Source organism: Paracoccaceae bacterium, from assembly GCA_012103375.1.
Classification (GTDB): domain Bacteria; phylum Pseudomonadota; class Alphaproteobacteria; order Rhodobacterales; family Rhodobacteraceae; genus WLWX01.
In genome coordinates this window covers 772,756-791,718 of record WLWX01000001.1, presented here as the reverse complement: position 1 = coordinate 791,718, position 18,963 = coordinate 772,756, and the positions used below count along the sequence as shown (strand labels likewise).

The 18,963-nt window shown below is 60.2% G+C and carries 17 protein-coding genes and 1 tRNA gene; 8 read left to right on the top strand and 10 right to left on the bottom strand.

All coding sequences use genetic code 11. The features are described 5' to 3' along the window. Nucleotides 1-15: 15 nt before the first annotated feature. The 3 genes from GKR99_04120 to uxuA are packed head-to-tail and all read right to left on the bottom strand — an operon-like array spanning nucleotide 16 to nucleotide 3,223. Nucleotides 16-1,293, bottom strand: coding sequence for an extracellular solute-binding protein (locus tag GKR99_04120; GenBank protein NKB26773.1), 1,278 nt, complete (start codon nucleotides 1,291-1,293; stop codon nucleotides 16-18). Further along, nucleotides 1,293-2,027, bottom strand: coding sequence for an FCD domain-containing protein (locus GKR99_04115; GenBank protein NKB26772.1), 735 nt, complete (start codon nucleotides 2,025-2,027; stop codon nucleotides 1,293-1,295). The genes GKR99_04120 and GKR99_04115 overlap by 1 nt, the downstream gene beginning before the upstream one ends. Next, the gene (gene uxuA / locus GKR99_04110; protein NKB26771.1) at nucleotides 2,024-3,223 is read right to left on the bottom strand and encodes a mannonate dehydratase; all 1,200 of its coding nucleotides are present in this window, start codon (nucleotides 3,221-3,223) and stop codon (nucleotides 2,024-2,026) included. The genes GKR99_04115 and uxuA overlap by 4 nt, the downstream gene beginning before the upstream one ends. Before the next feature lie 304 nt (nucleotides 3,224-3,527). On the opposite strand from uxuA, the gene GKR99_04105 reads away from it, so the two are divergent. Next, nucleotides 3,528-4,961, top strand: coding sequence for a mannitol dehydrogenase family protein (locus GKR99_04105; protein ID NKB26770.1), 1,434 nt, complete (start codon nucleotides 3,528-3,530; stop codon nucleotides 4,959-4,961). A gap of 59 nt (nucleotides 4,962-5,020) precedes the next feature. Here GKR99_04105 and GKR99_04100 read toward each other — a convergent pair whose 3' ends face one another. The 3 genes from GKR99_04100 to GKR99_04090 all read right to left on the bottom strand — a co-directional run bounded on the left by GKR99_04100 (nucleotide 5,021) and on the right by GKR99_04090 (nucleotide 7,257). Next, nucleotides 5,021-5,500 carry a hypothetical protein gene (locus GKR99_04100; GenBank protein NKB26769.1) on the bottom strand — a complete coding sequence of 160 codons (480 nt, stop codon included), beginning with the start codon at nucleotides 5,498-5,500 and terminating at the stop codon, nucleotides 5,021-5,023. Between the two features lie 128 nt (nucleotides 5,501-5,628). Then, a complete protein-coding gene (locus tag GKR99_04095) occupies nucleotides 5,629-6,327 on the bottom strand; it encodes an IS6 family transposase (GenBank protein NKB26768.1) in 699 nt (232 codons plus the stop codon). Nucleotides 6,328-7,167: 840 nt separating this feature from the next. After that, nucleotides 7,168-7,257 (bottom strand) — tRNA-Ser (locus tag GKR99_04090). Nucleotides 7,258-7,526: 269 nt separating this feature from the next. Between GKR99_04090 and GKR99_04085 the strand changes: the two genes are divergently transcribed. From GKR99_04085 to GKR99_04055, 7 genes are all read left to right on the top strand, one after another. After that, entirely contained in the window at nucleotides 7,527-8,360 is an 834-nt protein-coding gene (locus tag GKR99_04085) for an SPOR domain-containing protein (GenBank protein NKB26767.1), read from the top strand. 28 nt (nucleotides 8,361-8,388) lie between these two features. Next, on the top strand, nucleotides 8,389-9,549 hold the full coding sequence (locus tag GKR99_04080) for a D-alanyl-D-alanine carboxypeptidase (GenBank protein ID NKB26766.1): 1,161 nt from the start codon (nucleotides 8,389-8,391) through the stop codon (nucleotides 9,547-9,549). Beyond that, entirely contained in the window at nucleotides 9,549-10,175 is a 627-nt protein-coding gene (gene tmk, locus GKR99_04075) for a dTMP kinase (protein NKB26765.1), read from the top strand. The genes GKR99_04080 and tmk overlap by 1 nt, the downstream gene beginning before the upstream one ends. Next, the gene (locus GKR99_04070; protein ID NKB26764.1) at nucleotides 10,175-11,308 is read left to right on the top strand and encodes a DNA polymerase III subunit delta'; all 1,134 of its coding nucleotides are present in this window, start codon (nucleotides 10,175-10,177) and stop codon (nucleotides 11,306-11,308) included. The genes tmk and GKR99_04070 overlap by 1 nt, the downstream gene beginning before the upstream one ends. A gap of 456 nt (nucleotides 11,309-11,764) precedes the next feature. Further along, nucleotides 11,765-12,571 carry a YchF/TatD family DNA exonuclease gene (locus GKR99_04065; GenBank protein ID NKB26763.1) on the top strand — a complete coding sequence of 269 codons (807 nt, stop codon included), beginning with the start codon at nucleotides 11,765-11,767 and terminating at the stop codon, nucleotides 12,569-12,571. Next, complete coding sequence (locus tag GKR99_04060) at nucleotides 12,571-13,368, top strand: MBL fold metallo-hydrolase (protein ID NKB26762.1); 798 nt, start codon at nucleotides 12,571-12,573, stop codon at nucleotides 13,366-13,368. The genes GKR99_04065 and GKR99_04060 overlap by 1 nt, the downstream gene beginning before the upstream one ends. Before the next feature lie 3 nt (nucleotides 13,369-13,371). After that, nucleotides 13,372-14,133 carry an AEC family transporter gene (locus tag GKR99_04055; protein ID NKB26761.1) on the top strand — a complete coding sequence of 254 codons (762 nt, stop codon included), beginning with the start codon at nucleotides 13,372-13,374 and terminating at the stop codon, nucleotides 14,131-14,133. Between the two features lie 127 nt (nucleotides 14,134-14,260). Here GKR99_04055 and GKR99_04050 read toward each other — a convergent pair whose 3' ends face one another. The 4 genes from GKR99_04050 to potA form a co-directional block, all read right to left on the bottom strand. Next, nucleotides 14,261-15,196 (bottom strand): ABC transporter permease subunit, encoded by a 936-nt coding sequence (locus GKR99_04050; protein ID NKB26760.1) that lies wholly within the window; start codon nucleotides 15,194-15,196, stop codon nucleotides 14,261-14,263. 3 nt (nucleotides 15,197-15,199) lie between these two features. Then, the gene (locus GKR99_04045; GenBank protein ID NKB26759.1) at nucleotides 15,200-16,495 is read right to left on the bottom strand and encodes an ABC transporter permease subunit; all 1,296 of its coding nucleotides are present in this window, start codon (nucleotides 16,493-16,495) and stop codon (nucleotides 15,200-15,202) included. A 101-nt stretch (nucleotides 16,496-16,596) separates the two neighbouring features. After that, a complete protein-coding gene (locus GKR99_04040; protein NKB26758.1) occupies nucleotides 16,597-17,685 on the bottom strand; it encodes an extracellular solute-binding protein in 1,089 nt (362 codons plus the stop codon). Between the two features lie 53 nt (nucleotides 17,686-17,738). Further along, nucleotides 17,739-18,833, bottom strand: a complete 1,095-nt coding sequence (gene potA, locus GKR99_04035; protein NKB26757.1) for a polyamine ABC transporter ATP-binding protein — start codon at nucleotides 18,831-18,833, stop codon at nucleotides 17,739-17,741. Nucleotides 18,834-18,963: the final 130 nt, after the last annotated feature.

Genomic DNA, 18,963 nt, shown 5'->3' with positions numbered 1-18,963 from the left:
GGCCCCATTACACGATCACTCGCGCGCTTTTTCAGCCAGTTGATTGGCGATGTCTTCTTCCATCCGCTCGTAAGCCTGATCCAGCGTCAGCTCACCAACAATCGCTTCGTTCAGACGCGAAATCAGCGCGTTGAACATCACGCGGTTGTTCTTGTACCCCTGCAGGTCAAACGCGACCGGAGAGATGGTCGGAACCGCGCCCGAGAAGGTTTCCAACGCGTGTTTGGCGCGCGGATCCTCGGTGGCGAAGTCAACGCCGCCGGTGGCCAGTTTCAGGTGCCCCGGGATGAACAGCGTCTTGCCGTAGAATTCGGCCAGGCTTTCCTCTTGCGCAAGGAAGTCCATCAGCTTGCCGACTTCTGCGGGATGCTGCGTGTCCTTCATAGCAACCAAGGCCGCCCCACCCGGCATGCCTGTGCAGGCTGCGGGGCCACAGGGCGCAGGCACGGCCCACCAGTCGAACGCATCGCCGATCTTGTCGGCAAACTGCGGGATCTGCCAGGATCCGGACATGTACATCACCACTTGGGCATTGGCGAAGTCTTCGTTTGCCCCAAGATAGGTCGAGCCTGAGACCGAGCCCCAAAGCTCTTTCGACATGGTGCCGTCCTGGTGCCAGTCATAAAGACGTTGGGTCATTTCCTTCAGGCCGTCGTCGACCAGCGCGGGTTCGCCAGCTGCGTTGAACATCTGCGCGCCCATCGCAATTGCCGGGCCGGAAACACGGTGGCCCGAACGGTCCCAGGCCATCGGGATCGGGATGTCCAGCTTTTCAGCGACCTGATTGACCGCAGCGGCCCAGTCATCCCAGGTGGCACCCTCGCCCGGCATGGCAACTTCGGCCTGTTCGAACAATGTCTTGTTCACATAAGGCCCGGTCACTGTCAGCTGGGTCATGAAGCCCGAGATCTGATCGGAATCCGGTGCCAGCCAGTCCAGGAAAGGACCAAAGCTGGCCTCCCAATAGGCCGTGTCCGAGATGTGCGGCGTCAGATCGAGGTAGAATTTGTTCAACCCCCCAAGATCAGTGACGCGCGCAAGGTCAGGCCCCGCACCAGCGGCCAATTGAATCGGCAGCCCTTCGATGATCGACTTATAGGGCACAACATCAAGCGTGACCGAGATATCGGGGTTTGCAGCTTCGAAACGATCCAGAAGCGACTGCATCACTTCGCCTTCGTTGCCGTCGTTGTACCACATCATGCGCAATTCGGTTTCCGCCAAGGCCGAACTGGCCATCAGCGTCGCGGCGACAGTGGTGGTCGCCAGCAGCTTTCCTAAGTTGAAAGACATCAAGATACTCCCTTTGGTTGGTTTCGTCGTTCGCCATCCGGCCCGGCGTTTCCGGGCGGAATGATCCTTTGTCCACGTTCATCGAGTTCCAGAACCGAGTTTACATGGTCGTGCATCGCCCTGGCGGCGCCATCGGCATCGCCAGATCGAATTTCGTTAATTATTTCAATGTGCTCTTCATAGGCACGCTGCGATCGCCCGGAGATTCCCGCCATCAAAAGATAGCGTTGGCGATCTACGTGGCCCTTGATCGACAGGGCCAGTTTCCAGGTACGGGACACGCCTGCAATCCGCGACAGTTCGCCGTGAAAGGCTTCGTCCTGCACAAAGAAGGCGGCGTAGTCATCGCGCCTGGCAGTGCGTTCCTGAATCTCCATGATTGGATCCAGACTGCTGAGGTCCGCGTTCATCCCGGCCAGCCTGCGCACCACGGCAGTTTCCAGCGCGGCGCGAATGAAAACCGCTTCCTGAAGCTGCGCGACGTCCAGTTTGGCCACTGTCGAACCGACATGCGGCCGGGTGTTGACCAACCCTTCGGATACCAGTTTCTGCAAAGCGGCACGAAGCGGCGTGCGGCTGATGTTCAACGTATCTGCCAGCGATGCTTCGCTGATCTGCGCGCCCGGAGGCAGCCGATTGTCGACGATGCGAACCCGCAGATAGCTGTAGACCTGCGGTGCAATCGGCAAGCTGTGGTCAATCTCTTGCGAATAGAGCAGCGCATCGACGGTCATTGCACGACCTCGCGACTGAGCGCGGCAACCACCCCGCGAATTTCGGCCAACCCTTTCAGGCGACCCACCGCGGGATAGCCGGGTTGCAGATTGGCGCTGAGGTCTGACAGAATCTCTTGCCCGTGGTCCGGGCGCATCGGGATCTGCGCATCCGGCCGCCCCTGTTCGCGGCGCCGGGCCTCTTCAGCCAGGATGACTTCGATCACGCCCACCAAGTCCACCTGCCCGGCCAGATGTTCATCCTCAAAAAACGAACAGGGCGTCTGTTCAGCGTCGCGTGTTACATTGCGCAGGTGCAGGAAGTGAATTTTCGGTGCAAATCGGCGTGCTATCGCGACGCAGTCATTGTGCGGGTTCGCGCCAAGCGACCCGGTACAAAGTGTCATTCCGATTGAAGGGCTGTCGACCGCGTCCAGAACGATACCATAGTCGTCCCCGGTCGACATGATCCGGGGAAGCCCAAGCAGTGGGAATGGCGGATCGTCGGGGTGGCAACACATCCGCAGGCCCAACCGTTCCGCAACCGGCGCGATTTCGGACAGGAAATCGATGTGGTTCTGGCGCATCTGATCGCTGTCCAGATTGTCATAGCGCGCAACGGCGTCCTGCAGTTCGCCCAGCGACCAGGATTCGGTCGCCCCCGGAAGCCCGGCGACGATGGACCTGGACAGCTTTGACTTGTCAGCATCCGTCATCGAGGCATGAAGGCGCCGCGCCGCTTCCAGCGTTGCCCCCTCGTATTCCTCAGCGGCACCGGCCCGGTTCAGAATAAAACAGTCGAATGCGGCAAACTCGACCAAGTCAAAACGCATCGCCGCCCCGCCATTGGGCAAGGCCCAGCGCAGGTTCGTCCGCGTCCAGTCCAGCACCGGCATGAAGTTGTAGCAAATCGTCGATATGCCAGCATCGGCCAGTGCTTCCATTGACGCGCGATAAGCCTCAACATGGGCGCGGCAGTGATTTCCCTGTGTCTTGATTTCTTCAGAAACCGGAAGGCTTTCAACAACGTCCCATTGCAACGCGCCGTCGGATTTTGCCTTGATGTCGTCCTGACGCGCACGGATGTCTTCCGGGGTCCAGACCGCTCCCGCCGGGATATGATGCAGCGCCGTTACGATTCCGCTGGCTCCGGCCTGCCGCGCGCTTGGCAGGTCTACGCGGTCATCGGGTCCGAACCATCGCCAGGTCTGCTTCAATTCATGCTGCCTTCCGAGATTGACAGCTTGCAGCATACCGGTATACCGGAGCACCGCAACCGCATATTTGCGACCGTGCTGGCGGGAAGCCTCGTCACTTTGAATGCGTTCGCACCGCGGTAGCATCAGATCGGAGGCGCCCATGGCGGTGGATCAGAAAGGGCATTCTTCAGCACGATGTGACGCGCCGGGGCGCAGGTGCCAGACGGGCCGGATTGGCACGGCCCATCCGATTGCACGAAAACGACACCCTCGGTATGTGCCATGACCTGACACCTGCTTTAGCAAAAAGAGCCGTTTGATAATGACTGCCCAGCCACCCCTTCTGTCGCGCAAGGCCCCGCCCCCCAAGGCTGGCATCGTTCACCTTGGCCTTGGTGCCTTCTTCCGCGCCTTCGGAGCTGCCATGGTTGAAGAGGCCATGGCCACCTCGGGCGGGAACTGGGGGATCTGCGGCGTCAGCCTGCGATCACCAGAGGTACGCGATCGACTGGCTGCACAGGGCAACGTCTATACGGCTGGCGAACTTAGCACAGACGGGCAGAAAACTCGGATCATCACCTCGGTAAGCGACGTGATCTTCGCCCCGGAAAACCCGGGCGCACTGTTGGACAGGTTGGCTGACCCGGCTGTCAAGATCGCCTCACTAACCGTTACCGAGAAGGGGTATTGTCACATTCCCAGCACCGGGGAATTGGACACAAGGCACCCGGACATTCAGCATGACATCGCAAACCCGACACCGCGCAGCGCCGTCGGCTTCCTCGTCCGGGCATTGGATGCGCGGCGCAAGGCTGGCCACAGGCCGTTCAGCGTCCTCAGCTGTGACAACCTTCCCAACAACGGCCTTGTGGTCAGAAACGCCGTGCTTGGGCTGGCCGCGGAAATCGACCCGGCCCTGGCACGCTGGATCGCCAGCGAAGGCCGGTTCCCGGCCACAATGGTCGACAGAATTGTTCCTGCGGTTACCGAAGACGACATCACGCAGTTGATGCACCGGACAGGATATCTGGATCGCGCAGCTGTCTTCCACGAACCATTCCGGCAATGGGTTATCGAGGACGATTTCGTGGACGGCGCGCGCCTGGATTTCACCCATGTCCCCGGCGTGCAGATGGTCGCAGATGTCGCACCGTTCGAGCATATGAAAGTCAGAATGCTGAACGGCACACATTCGGCGCTGGCCTACCTTGGCTATCTTGCCGGGCATCAGACAATCGCCGAAACGGTGTCGGACCCGGTGTTCAGATCCTATGCGCAGAACCTGTGGAAGCGAGAGATTATCCCGACCTTGGCGCCACCCGAAGGTGTCGACCTGAACCACTATGCCAGCGAATTGCTGGGCCGCTATGACAATGCGGCGGTCCGGCACAGAACGTGGCAGATCGCCATGGATGGCAGTCAAAAACTGCCTCAACGGCTCCTCGGTACGATTGCCGACAACACCGCGGCCGGGCGGCCCTGCGACGGCCTGATCCTGGCCGTGGCGGCATGGATGCGCTATGTCGGCGGCGTCGATGAACAGGGCGACCCGATTGACGTCAGGGATCCGCTGGCATCGCAGCTGCGCAGCCTGTCCGATTCCCGCGATACCCCGCGCGGCAAGGTCGACGCGCTGCTAACCCTGGACCAAATCTTCGGTGCCGCCCCCGCCGAGCGTTTTCGAAACACCCTCGCCCAATCCTATGAATCGCTTGTCCGCCTGGGCGCGAAACAAAGCTGCCAGAACCTGCAATAGTGCCGGAAGCGTTTGGTTCGGCAGCGTCGCCTTCGCCGCCCGGACAGAACGACTGTAACTCATGATGCGCCGAGACTGCGCCACTCAGCAAGAACAGCGGCGCGGTTCAGCTTGAAACTGTCCTGTGAGTAAAGATGGCGTTCCTGATTGAAGTGGTTGTGGACCGAGGCTTGGGCGGCCAAGAATTTCTGTAAACATCGCATTCGCCTGAACGGCAACATAGCAGGATTCTTTCGTCGGAAAAGTTGGTGGATAGTCCCCGCCCAATTGTTCAGCCAGCGGCCCGTGTGCGGTCGTTCAGTTCTGCCGATCACTTTCATCGCTGCGCGACATGGTCGGAATCTGTCAATCACGTCACCTATGTTTTGCGGCGCCTCTTCATTGATCCCCTGAGGAATTTCGCTGCTCCTGTTGCGGTCGCGGCGTTTCGTGACGCAACTTTCCAGTACCTCGCCGCCGAGGTGAGGTGCCACTAGCGTATTTGCCCTGACATTTGCATTTTCCTTTGCTTTCATTAATTCTAAGAAAAGCGTCGACAAATCTAACGGCACCTCACGGACGCTACGAATGACATGGTGTTTTGGTCGGCAGAAAGCTCTTAAAGCCCACTATGGGGTGCTGTCAGACGAATGCGAACCAGTCTCTGCAAGGACAGTCGGGCTGTCCCTTATGCCGCGCCCAGACCGCGCCACTCTGTAAGAGCGGCGGTGCGGTTTGCTTTGAAATCGAGCCGCGAATAGAGATGGCGTTCCTGATTGAAGTGATTGTGAACTGAAGAGTGAACGGCGACAAATTTCTGTAAACTTCGCATACGGCGGAAGCGGAGCATTGCCCGTTCTCGTCGTCGAAAAGGCAGGTGAGAATTCTCCGCCCGATTGTTCAGCCAACGTCCCGTTTCTTGTTTCGGTGCGTTGCCGATAACCTTCATTGCGGCGCCGTAGGAGCGGAGCATGTCGGTCACTATGATCTCTGGATTGCCGTAGCGCTTCATTGATTTCCTTAGGAGAATCAACGCTGCTTTGCGATCCCGCCGTTTTGTCACATAACTTTCCAGGACCTCGCCTTCGTGATCCACAGCCCGCCACAAGTAGTGCGTCTCGCCATTGATTTTCACGAAAACCTCATCAAGGTGCCACTGCCAGTTCGAATAAGACCGCATCCGACTGGCCCGCTTTCGGCGGATTTCAGCGGCGAACATCGGGCCAAATCTGTTCCACCAATGTCGAACTGTTTCGTGACTGATTTCGACGCCGCGCTCATCCAGCAGGTCCTCGACATTGCGAAGTGACAGCGGAAACCGAACGTACATCATCACAGCAAGTCGGATGATCTCGGGGCTGGTTTTGAAGTAACGAAATGGGCCGATTGTGTTGAAAAACTCCGTTTTAGGGCCTGAACGATGATTTTTCTTTCCATGCAGCCCGATCCTAAATTTTTGGCGCGGGGGTCGGCCCAAATCGCCTACATGCGCTCACGCGCAGCCATGCGCTGTCTCGTGGTCAAAGCTTTCCGACTATTTCGCTTCATAGGTTTTCGCAAGAAATCCGCGACGCTCTGATTTCGGAGTTTTTCAACACAATCGGCTGAGTTTTGTCATTCCGCGAGGCTACGAGACCAACCTGCCCGCCTCAAGCCAGTTTCTTCTGACAGTGCCTGTTCCGCCTATTGCCTGGCCGCGCAAGTGAAGTCTGGAACGGCACCTGAACCCAAATTTATTGAGACAGAGGCAGTCAAGATGTGGCGACAGATCAACTCGGAGTTTGTCGCAAACTACGCGGATGCGGGTCCCATGACCTCCCTGGAAGATCAAAAACGCCTCCTGAACTGGGTGTTTGGAATAGCACGAATACAACACGTCTTGCAGCCATAATCACACTTCCGGTGGGCAATTGCTGCATCAGCAAAGGTTCGACGTCGAATGGCGGTAATGCGGGTTGCGACCGCAGCATTTCGACTGCGGGTCCAAGCTCCGTATTGGGCCGAAAGTCTCAAAACGCCTTCAAGCCTTGGCATCCTTTGCGAATAAAAACATCCTCGATCTAATGGCAAAGCACCGGTGCGCTTCTTCCGACCCGGCGTGGATCTCTTTCCGCTCAGCAACCGACACCGTGATGGGTTAACCGCGAGCTTGTGGGGGACCTTGTGGGGGATAATTTTTATTGTTTCAAAAATTATGTATAATAAACATGTAGTTAAACCATAAATTTGGCGGAGGAGGTGGGATTCGAACCCACGGTACGCTTTCACGCACGCCGGTTTTCAAGACCGGTGCATTCGACCACTCTGCCACTCCTCCGAAGCGCCGGAACCTGCGTTGGCATGTTCCGCTCGGCTGGTCGGGTGCGGCTTTAGCGGGCCGCGCGGGAATTTGAAAGTGCAGAGTTTGCCTGCGGATTTGATCCCTGTGGGTTGGCCGTAGGCTGCGCATCGCGCGACAGACTCTTTTCATGCCCCCTCACAGCCGTTACAGTCCCGCGAACAGGGCGCCAAATCGGGGCGTGGATCAGGCAGCAACACCGCAAAGCGGTAACAGCGCGGTAACGTCTGCGCATCAAGGGGGCGGTTATGGGCGTAACGCTAACATTTCGGACAGTTCTGGTTCTGGGCGGGCTGTCTGTCCTGACGGCTTGCAGCGGCGATGGCCCGTTGGGGTTCAAGCTTCCGTTTGGTGGCGGCGAAAAGGCCGCCACGTCGACCACACTGGTCGAACGGGACGTTGAAGCGCCCGAGGTTTTTCAGGCATCCGACAATGGTCTGTGGGACGGGCGGCCCTCGCTGGGTGGCATCTGGGTGGCGCACCCGGACGTTTCCGATCCCGAGCGCGCGATCGTGCGCAACGAAGACAACGGAAAATTCGTGATCGGGGCGTTGTTCCGGCGCGAATCCGACAATCCCGGACCGACGATCCAGGTGTCATCGGAAGCAGCCGAGGCGCTGGGGATGCTGGCGGGGCAGCCTGCATCGCTGAATGTGACGGCCCTGCGCAAGGCCGAGGCCCCGGCCGAACCTGAGACTGACCCGGTTCTGAACGCGCCCGAAGATATCGCGGCAACCTCGCTTGACGACGCTGATGTTATTCCGGCGGCGGCAACCATTGCCGCAACACCCGCGCCGACGGCCCCCGCGGCCAGCCCGGCACCGGCCGCGACGGCGGCTTCTTCGACGCTGTCCAAGCCGTTCATCCAGGTCGCCTTGTTCCGCGATGAATCCAACGCGAACAATGCCGCTGCCGGTCTGCGCAGCGTCGGCGCCATTCCGGTTGTGCGGCGCGGCGTCAGCAACAAAAAGACCACTTGGCGAGTCCTTGTCGGCCCCGCACCGACATCCGATGACCGCGCCGCGATGCTGTCAAAGATCAAGGCGCTCGGCTATTCCGATGCCTATTTCGTGTCAGGCTGATCCCCAAAACTATCGGAGCTTGCTGCCCATGTTCCTGCGCCCCCTTGCCTTTCTGATCGTTGCCATCGGCGCGCTTCCCGTCGCGGCACAGACTTTCGAAACGGCGGCCAAGGCGGCCTATGTCTATGACGTGACAACGGACACAGAGCTGTTGGTCAAGAATGCAGACACGGCCTTGCCGCCTGCCTCGATGTCCAAACTGATGACGCTCAACATGCTGTTTGAGGCGTTGCGCGATGGCCGTGTCGAACTGACCACCCGGTTCGGGGTATCGGCGCGCGCCAAGGCGATGGGCGGCTCGACCATGTTCCTGAACGAGCGGGATCGCCCCACGGTCGAGGAGCTGATTCAAGGCATTGTCGTGCAATCAGGCAACGATGCCACCGTAGTGGTGGTCGAGGGGCTGGCCGGGTCCGAAGATGGGTTCGCGCAACAGATGACACAACGCGCCAAGGCGCTGGGGATGGCGAATTCGAACTTTGCCAATGCATCAGGCTGGCCGCATCCGAACCACCGGATGTCGGTGCGTGACCTTGGGATACTGGCCAAGCGGCTGATCACTGAATTCCCGGAATACTATGGCTATTTCGCCCAGACCGAGTTTCCATATGACGGACGGGCACCCAAGAACCGGTTTAATCGCAACCCATTGCTGAAACTTGGCATCGGGGCTGACGGATTGAAAACCGGTCACACCTCCGAAGCGGGCTATGGTCTGGTCGGTTCTGCCCGACAGGGCGAGCGGCGCGTGATCTTCGTCCTCAGCGGTTTGACCAGCGAGGCTGCGCGCGCCGACGAAAGTCAGCGGCTGGTCAACTGGGCGTTCCGGCAATTTGTCGAAAAGACCATCGTGAACGAAGGCAATCGCTTCGCCAATGTCCCGGTCTGGATGGGGGAACACAAAAGCGTCGGGCTGATCTCGGGCGAGGCGCTGACGCTTCTGCTGCCTGCCTTGGCACAGGACGGGATCGAGGCAAGTGTGACCTATGACAGCCCGGTCGAGGCGCCGGTGTCCAAGGGCCAGAAGCTGGGCGAGATGCTGATCAAACTTCCCGGTTTGCCTGACCGGCAGGTGCCGTTGGTGGCGCATCGCGCCGTGGCGCGCGGCGGGTTTGCACCGCGCCTGCGCACCGCTGCCGAGGTGCTGTTGCGCAACTATCTTGGGGATGCGGTTGCGGACCGGTTGTGATGGGCAACTGGCCCGGTCTGTTTATCACCCTCGAAGGTATCGACGGGTCCGGGAAATCCACTCAAAGCCGCCTGCTGGCCGACGCGCTGGACACGGCAGGGCATGACGTGGTCCAGACCCGTGAACCGGGTGGCGCGCCGGGCGCAGAGGAAATTCGCCGACTGCTGGTCGAAGGCGCGCCCGACCGCTGGTCGCCGAAAACCGAGATGCTGCTGTTCACTGCGGCGCGTCGCGATCACTGGGAAAAGACCATTCAACCCGCGCTGATGGCCGGGAAGATCGTGGTCTGTGACCGTTTCGCCGACAGCACGCGGGTCTATCAGGGGGCCACGCGCGGCGATTTGCGCGCCACTGTCGACGCATTGCACGCCCTTATGATCGGCGTCGAACCGGACCTGACCCTCGTCATCGACATGGACCCGCAACTTGCCTTGTCGCGCGGGCTGGCCCGCAAAAGCGGCGACGACCGGTTTGAGGATTTCGGCGCGGACTTCCAGATCGCCTTGCGCGATGGGTTTCGCGCATTGGTGACGCAGAATCCAGATCGCTGCCAGACTGTCGACGGCGGGCGTGATACGGCCCTGGTTGCTGCTGATATACTGGCAATTGTGAAGACGCGAACCTGATGTGCGCCGCACGCGCAACCCAGGTGGCCGAAGCCGAAGAGGTGCCCGAGGCTGACAAGCTGGACGGTGCACCGCATCCGCGTGACACGATGGACCTGCTGGGTCACGGCGCGCAACAGGCTGCATTTCTTGAGGCTGCCAAAGACGGAAGGCTCCACCACGCCTGGTTGCTGACCGGGCCGCGCGGTGTGGGCAAGGCGACCTTCGCCTGGCGCGCCGCCCGCTATCTGCGCGCCCTGCCCGCCCCCGGTGACATGCTGGCCGAACCAGCCCCTGCGGATATGGCCATGGCCGACGATCACCCCGTCGCGCGGCGCATTTCGGCCCTGTCCGACCCGGGCGTCTTCCTGCTTCGCCGCGCCTGGGATCAAAAACTCAAGCGGCTGAAGACGGTTATCACCGTCGACGAAGCCCGCCGCCTGACGCCCTTTTTCGGCATGGCGCTGGCCGACGGCGGGTACCGCGCCGTGATCGTCGACAGCGCGGATGAGATGAACCCCAACGCCGCCAACGCATTGCTAAAACTGCTGGAAGAACCGCCCGAACGCTGCGTGCTGTTCCTGATCAGCCACCGCCCCGCGCGCCTGTTGCCAACGATCCGGTCACGCTGTCGCACCCTGCGGTTCGATCCGCTGTCGCCCGAGAACCTGATCGCCGCTTTGGCCGCAACCGGCCACCAGGCGGACGACGCCCTGGCGGAACTGTCCGCAGGCTCGGTCGGAGAGGCGATCCGCCAGGCGCAAAATGACGGTACGGCGCTCTATGCCGGTTTGATCGGGTTGCTCGACACCGCACCTAACATGGACCGCACGCGCGCGCGTGCGCTGGCCGACGCCTGTGCAGGGCGCGGGTCCGAAGCGCGATATGATCTGATCCTGCGATTGATCGACCTGTTGCTGGCACGATTGGCCCGCGCTGGTGTCGGCATGGCGCTGCCCGAAGCCGCGCCGGGGGAACCGAGCGTTCTGGCGCGCCTGTCGCAATCGCCAGCGGCGGCGCGGCGATGGGCCGAGCTGGCCGAAACACTGGCTGAACGCGCCCGTCACGGACGCGCCGTGAACCTTGATCCCGCAGTTCTGGTGCTGGATTTGTTGTTGGCGATCAACGGCGTTGCGGGGGATGTGTTGCGATAGATGTTTCACCCTGGTTATCTGAATTGCTACCAGAATTGCGCGCGCCCGGTGCGCGCCAAAGGCGCAGGGCGCACGCCGGACCGGCCCCACCGGTCTGGCGTCGGTTCGAGGTGGGCGTTTCCGTCAGATTTGACGGCTAACCCGGCGCCATAAATCATGCCCACGCACCGTTGCTACGCCAACCCGCCGGTCCGCCGCGCGCCCTGCTTAGGACGGGATTTCGGTTTCGCGCATTGTCGTAGATTGAGTGGACGATACTTTGGGGGAAATCTCGTGTTTGGATCAAAGCACCGGTCGCGATGACGTAGTTTTTTTTTCTAACCTTGGCCCGGCATCACGCATGAAGGGCTTGCCCGGCTTTTGCGTCGCTCTGTGCCCCTCACTACACCGCCCAGCCATCCCAACCTTGACGCCCCCGCCCCCTTCCCGGATACGGATGTTCACCCAGTCAGGACGATATTTCCCGTGCCACCACTCATCACCGACAGCCATTGCCACCTCGATTTTCCGGATTTCGACGACGAACGCGCCGCCGTGGTCGCCCGCGCGGTCGAGGCTGGCGTGCACCGCATGGTCACAATCTGCACCCGCCTGAAAAACGAACCCGCCGTGCGCGCCATAGCCGAGGCACACGCCCCGGTCTTCTATGCCGCAGGCACGCACCCGATGTCGGTCGCCGATGAACCGATGGCCGAATTGGAGGGGCTGATCGCGCTGTCTGACCACCCGAAGTTTGTCGGGATCGGCGAAACCGGCCTGGATTACCACTACACCCGCGAAAGTGCCGCGGCGCAGCAAACTTCGCTGCGCATCCACATTGCCGCCGCGCGCCACACCGGCCTGCCGCTGATTATCCACGCACGGGACGCCGACGACGACATGGCGCGTATCCTGACTGAAGAATACCGCGCAGGCCCCTATTCCTGCGTCATGCACTGCTTTTCTTCGGGCGCGGAATTGGCGAAGGCGGCGCTCGACCTCGGGTTCTATCTTTCGATGTCCGGTATCGCCGCATTCCCGAAATCGCAGGATTTGCGCGACATCTTCGCCGCCGCCCCGCTGGACCGCATCCTGCTGGAAACCGACAGCCCCTACCTCGCCCCGCCACCGCATCGGGGCCGGCGCAATGAACCAGCCTATACCGCTCACACCGCCGCCGTCGCGGCCGAGGTCTTTGGGCTGCCTCTGCCCGACCTTGCCGCGGCGACCGAAGCCAATTTCGACCGCCTGTTTTCCAAAGCCGCCGATTGGAGCGCCGCCTGATGGCCCAATTGCGCTTTACCATCCTGGGCTGCGGGTCCAGCGCCGGGGTGCCGCGCATTGGCAACAACTGGGGCGATTGCGATCCGGCAAATCCGAAGAACGCCCGCCGCCGCTGTTCCTTGCTGATCGAGCGGATCGACGGCGACGGAACCACGCGCATCCTGATCGACAGTACCCCGGATGTGCGTCAACAACTGATTGACGCAGGCGTCGGCGCGCTGGATGGCGTCGTCTATACCCACCCCCATGCCGATCATATCCATGGTATCGACGATCTGCGGGTTGTCGTTCTGAACATGCAGCAACGCCTGCCGGTCTGGGCCGACGCCAATACCCGGGCCGAATTGCTGGCCCGGTTCGCCTATTGCTTTGCGCAACCCAAAGGGTCGGCCTATCCGCCGATCCTTGAAATGAACCTGCTGGACGGCCCGGTGACGATCAGCGGAGCGGGCGGCGCAGTAACGCTGACGCCATTCGCGGCCATCCACGGCCGGATCGAGGCGCTGGGGTTTCGCATAAACGATCTGGCCTACCTGCCGGATGTGTCCGAGATGACCGATGCAGCCTGGCAGGCGTGTCGCGATCTCGATTGCTGGATCATCGACGCCCTGCGCCGCACCCCACACCCCAGCCACACGCATCTTGCCCGAACGTTGGAATGGATCGACCACGCAGCGCCAAGGCGCGCAGTGCTGACCAACATGCACATCGACCTCGACTATGAAACAGTGCGCGCCGAAACCCCCGACAACGTCACCCCGGGTTTTGACGGGATGCAGGTCAGCTATGAAGTCTGACGGGTGAGCGCGCTGCTGACCGTGATCCTGCCGGTATTTCTGGTGGTCGGGGCCGGGTATCTTTGTGTCTGGCGCCAGTATTTTGCCCCCGCGGTGGTCGACGGGCTGATGAAGTTCACCCAAGGCTTCGCGATCCCCTGTCTGTTATTTCGTGCCATTGCCCGGATTGACCTGTCCAGCGGATTCGACCCGGCCCTTCTGGGCACTTTTTATGCAGGCGCACTCTGCGGTTTCATCGCCGGGATCCTTGGCGCGCGGCTGATCTTCAAACGTGATTGGGAGGCCGCGGTCGCCATCGGTTTTGCGTGCCTGTTCTCGAACTCGGTCCTGTTGGGGCTGCCGATCACCGAACAGGCCTTCGGCCCCGACGCGCTGGTTGGCAATTTTGCGATCGTCGCACTGCATGCGCCGTTCTGCTATGCCGTCGATCTGATCGCACGCGCCGCCCTGCCCGCCGCATTGTTCGGATTGGGAGGGATGCTTGTCCGTTACCGCCCCGAAGGCGACATGCGCACAATCCTGTTCATCTGCGCCGTGTCGCTGATCCTGCACCCGGCCATCGTCTTCGGCTTGGGCGTTACGGCCGGGCTTGACCGCGATGCCTTCCGCTCTGCCGTTCTGACTGCGGCAATGGCGCCCGGCGTCAACGCCTATGTTTTCTCGGACCTCTACGGCGCGGCGCGGCGCGTCGTCGCCTCATCCGTGCTGATCGCCACGGCGCTGACCGTGTTAACCGCCTGGGTTTGGCTGGCGTTGCTGCCCTAGGGGCTACCGCGCAATCCCTCATCTCTGCGCCGAAGGCTATGCTGCAACGGCGGCCACGTTACCGCAGCAGGCTCAGCGTGACGCAAGCGCCAATAACAGGAATGAAGCCGCAAGCTTCGCCGCCGATTTAGCCCGGTGACAACCCGCGCAGACGCTCGGACCGGCGCCGCAGAATCTCGATCGTTGCCAGCAGGAAGATCGAGAATACGACAAGTATCGTCGCCACCGACAGGATCGCCGGGCTGATCTGTTCGCGAATACCGTTCCACATCTGCCGTGGGATGGTCTGTTCATCAATCGCTCCGATGAACAGCACGGCCACAACCTCATCAAACGAGGTTACAAAGGCGAACAATGCGCCCGAGATGACGCCCGGCAGGATCAACGGCATCGTGACCTTGAAGAAAGTGGTGCGGGGGTTTGCCCCAAGGCTGGCCGCTGCGCGGGTCAGCGAATGGTCGAACCCGACAAGCGTCGCAGTGACCGTGATGATGACGAACGGAATGCCCAATGTGGCATGCGCCAGGATGATCCCGAGATATGGGATTTGCCAGCCAAACAGCTCCCACTTGGCGATTTGAATCGTCGAGTAGAAGAAGAACAGACCGGTGGCCGTAATGATGATCGGAACAATCATCGGCGAAATCATGATTGCCATTATCGTGCGGCGGAACGGCATCTCCGGTCTGGACAGGCCCAGCGCGGCCACGGTTCCCAGGATGGTCGACACGATGGTCGAAAATATTCCGATCACGATCGAGTTCTTTGCAGCGTTAACCCAGGCTGCATTGTTCCAGGCATCCGCCCACCAGCTGCCGTCACGCGGCCCATCGGGCGCCTGCATCCCAAAGGTCAGCAGCAGGTCGTACCAGCGCATGGAGTATCCATCCGGGTCCAGCGACAGCATCTTCTTGGTGAATGTGAAGAACGGCTCGGCATTGAACGACAACGGGATCACGATCAGGATCGGCGCAATCAGGAACAGGAATATCAGCGCGCAGATCACCAGGTAGATCTTGTGCCAGACCCGTTCGAGTGTTGAGGCGTGTTTGGGCAAGGCCATCGTCTATCCCAACTTCAGATTGTCTATGCCGATCAACCGGTCATAAAGCCAGTACAACAGCAGAATGCAGGCCAACAACAGCGCCGCCAGTGCCGCGGCAAGCGACCAGTTATGCGACTTCAGCATGTGGAAAGCGATGAAGTTGGTGATCATCTGACCGCTGGCCCCGCCGACAAGCGCCGGCGTGATATAATAACCGACCGCCAGAATGAACACGAGCAACCCCCCTGCCCCCATGCCCGGCACGGTCTGGGGCACGTAAATGCGGCGGAACGCGGTCCAGCTGGTCGCCCCCAGTGAACGCGCGGCACGCACATAACTGGGGTTGATCGGGCGCATCACCGAATAGAGCGGCAGTACCATAAAAGGCAGCAGAATATGCACCATCGCAATGATGGTGCCGGTCTGATTATAGATCATCTGAATACGGTTCTCATCCGCCAGAACACCGGTCGCAACCAGGGTATCATTGACCACACCCTGGCTTTGCAACAGCACGATCCAACTGGTGGTTCGCACCAGAAGGGACGTCCAGAACGGCAGCAACACGAATATCATCAGCAGGTTAGACTGTCGCAGTGGCAGCGTTGCCAGAAGATGTGCGATCGGATAGCCCAGAACCAGACAGGCAAGCGTGATGAACCCCGATAGCAACAGGGTTTTCACAAAATTCCCGACATAAAGCCGTCGGTTTTCCTCGACACGTACGATTTTCCCGTCAGCATCGCGGGTGCGATCCAGCGCTGCAAGATAGAAATTGGCGGTATAACCCGAAGACGCTCCGCGCATGACCTGCCATAGCAGAGGATCGGCCCAGTCCTTGTCAGCGTCCAATACCGCCTCTTTGAACGGGGCTTCCATCCGCCCTGCCTTGCGCGCCGTTGACGTGAATAACGAACGTGTTCCCGCAAGTTCATAGTTGATGCGCGTACCAACGTTGCCCTGCGCCTTGAGTTCGCGAAGAACCCGCAAATCACTGACCAGTGCCGCATAGGCATCTTCGTCAGGTTCGGTGCCTTGCGGATTGGCGTCAAACCAGCTGCGCAGATTGACCATGACCGGTGTTTTTTCGCCGGTTTGGATGTCTTCGTGGACCGAAAAGCGCGGGTCATCAATGGACCGCAGCAACATCTGTCCGATGGGCACTGCGAAAGTCACCAGAATGAATGCCAGCAGTGGCAGTACCAGCAGGAATGCCCGCCGTTTGGCGCGGACCTGGGCGGCCGCCAGCGCTGCCTTCAGCGGTTTGCCGTCTGCGGTCGTCAGGCGACCCGATGTATCGGCTGTGGCGTCACTCATCTGGCACGCGGCCCTCTTGTGTCAGTCGCAATTTGTCAGTTGCAAATCGTCGATTGCAAGTTCGGGGCGCGCCGGTTTCGGCGCGCCCCGTTATCAATGGCTTACTGCGCAAGCCAGGAGTTGAAGCGCTCGTTCAGCTCGGCATCACGATCCGCCCAGAACTCCAGCGAGGACGCCAGCGCGTTCAGCTGGTTCTCAGGGCTGGTCGGCAGGTGCGATGCCATCTCGGTCTCACCGTCGCCTTTGAAGATACCAACCAGAGGTGCCGACGATTTGCGCGGCGGGCCATAGCTGATCCATTCAGCAGCGGCCGCCAGAGGCTTGGTGCTGGTCGAGAACTTGATGAACTCCAACGCACCTTCAAGGTTCGGCGCACCCTTCGGGATCACCCATCCTTCCCACTCAAACACCTGACCATCCCACATCATCGCGAACGGCTGATCTTCGGCCATGGCAGCAGCGAAAATCCGACCGTTCCAGGCCATGGTCATTTCGACTTCGCCATCCGCCAGAAGCTGACCCGGCTGCGAACCCGCTTCCCACCAGACGGCGACATCCTTGACGGCGTCCAGCTTGGCAAATGCCCGGTCCACGCCTTCGTCGGTTTCAAGCATCGCATAGACATCACCGGCGGGGACACCGTCGGCCATCAATGCCATTTCCAACGTGGCTTTGGCGCCCTTCTTCAGGCCGCGCTTGCCGGGAAATTTCTCCAGGTCAAAGAAGTCGGCAATCGATTGCGGGCCACCATCGGGGAACTTCGTGGTGTCATAGGCGATGGCGGTGGCGAACACGTCGGTCGGGATCATGCAGTCGGTCAGAGTCCCGGCAATGAAATCGTCAACGGCGGGCGTGCCGTCGTCACCATCGGGCAATATCGAAGCGTCAATTTCTTCGACAAGTCCTTCGTCGCACAGGCGCACGGCGTCGGCGATTTCAACGCTGGCCACGTCGATTGTGACGTTACCGGCTTCAACCTGCGCCTTGATCGGGTTTGCAGGGTTGTCGGCATCTGCCGAGTTCACGGTGATCCCAGTCGCGGCGTTAAAGGGCTTGTGATAAGCCTCAACCTGGCTGTTGGTGTATGCGCCGCCCCAACCGATCACGGTGATCTCGTTGCTGTGGCTGGCCGCATGGGCTGAAACAGCCATACTGCTGAGGGCCGTGGACAAAATTAGCAGTTTTTTCATGTCATATTCTCCCTGGTTAGTCGTCATTGCCGAAGCTTCGGCGGGTCGTTTCGTCAGAGCGGGTTCAACGCGCGTGCGTCTTCAATCGCCCATGTCACTTGGGTTTTTTCACCGACAACAAGATGCTCATGCCCGGCGGAGTTTGGCACTTTGACCACGAAATCGTCATTGCCATGCATGTTCAACCGGCAGCGGATGTGATCGCCGAGGTAGATCAGTTCCTTCACATCTGCAGTTGTCGAGTTCCCGCCGCCTTTGCCGCCAACCGAAACACGTTCGGGCCGGATCGAGATCAGCGTCTCGGACCCTGCGTCGCCGCAGCTGACCGCCAGCGCCTGGCAGGTTTCGCCATTTGCCAGTTTCACGGTCGCCGTATCGCCGGATTTTGAGATGACCGTACCGGACAGTTTGTTATTTTCGCCGATGAACTGCGCAACGAAGCTGTTTTCGGGGCGTTCATACAGGTCTTCGGGCGGGGCGAGCTGTTGGATGCGGCCGTCATCAAACACTGCCACGCGGTCCGACATCGTCAGGGCTTCGGATTGATCGTGAGTCACATAGACCACTGTGATCCCAAGGCTTTCATGCAGATGCTTGATCTCATACTGCATGTGTTCGCGCAGTTGCTTGTCCAGCGCACCCAGCGGTTCGTCCATCAAGACCAGCTTGGGGTCAAAGACCAATGCACGCGCCAAGGCGATCCGCTGTTGCTGCCCACCGGACAGTTGTGCCGGACGGCGATTGCCGAATTCACCCATCTGCACCATATCCAGCGCGCGGGTGACTTTGGCTTCACGTTCGTCTTTGCCCATCCCGCGCACTTCCAGCGGAAAAGCGAGGTTTTCATTCACCGTCATATGCGGGAACAGGGCGTAGTTCTGGAACACCATGCCGATGCCGCGCTTGTGGGGCGGGATGTTGTTGATCTCGGCCCCGCCAAGGCGAATTTCGCCGTGGGTGGCGGTTTCAAACCCGGCCAGCATCATCAGACATGTCGTCTTGCCGGACCCCGACGGCCCAAGCATTGTTAGAAACTCGCCCTTTGGCATGGAAAGATTCAGGTCTTTGACGACCAGAACCTCGCCGTCATAACTTTTCTGGACGCGGTCAAATTCGACGAACGCGTCATCGGTATTGGTGTCTGCCAAACCGGGCTCCCTGATGTTGGCAGGTTGTCCTGCACTTCTGGATGAAACTTAAATCCAATGCTTGCCTGCAATGCAACAAATGAATCTGCCACTTGCTCTGCAGTTTCTCCCAAGTCTCGCGAATTCTGCC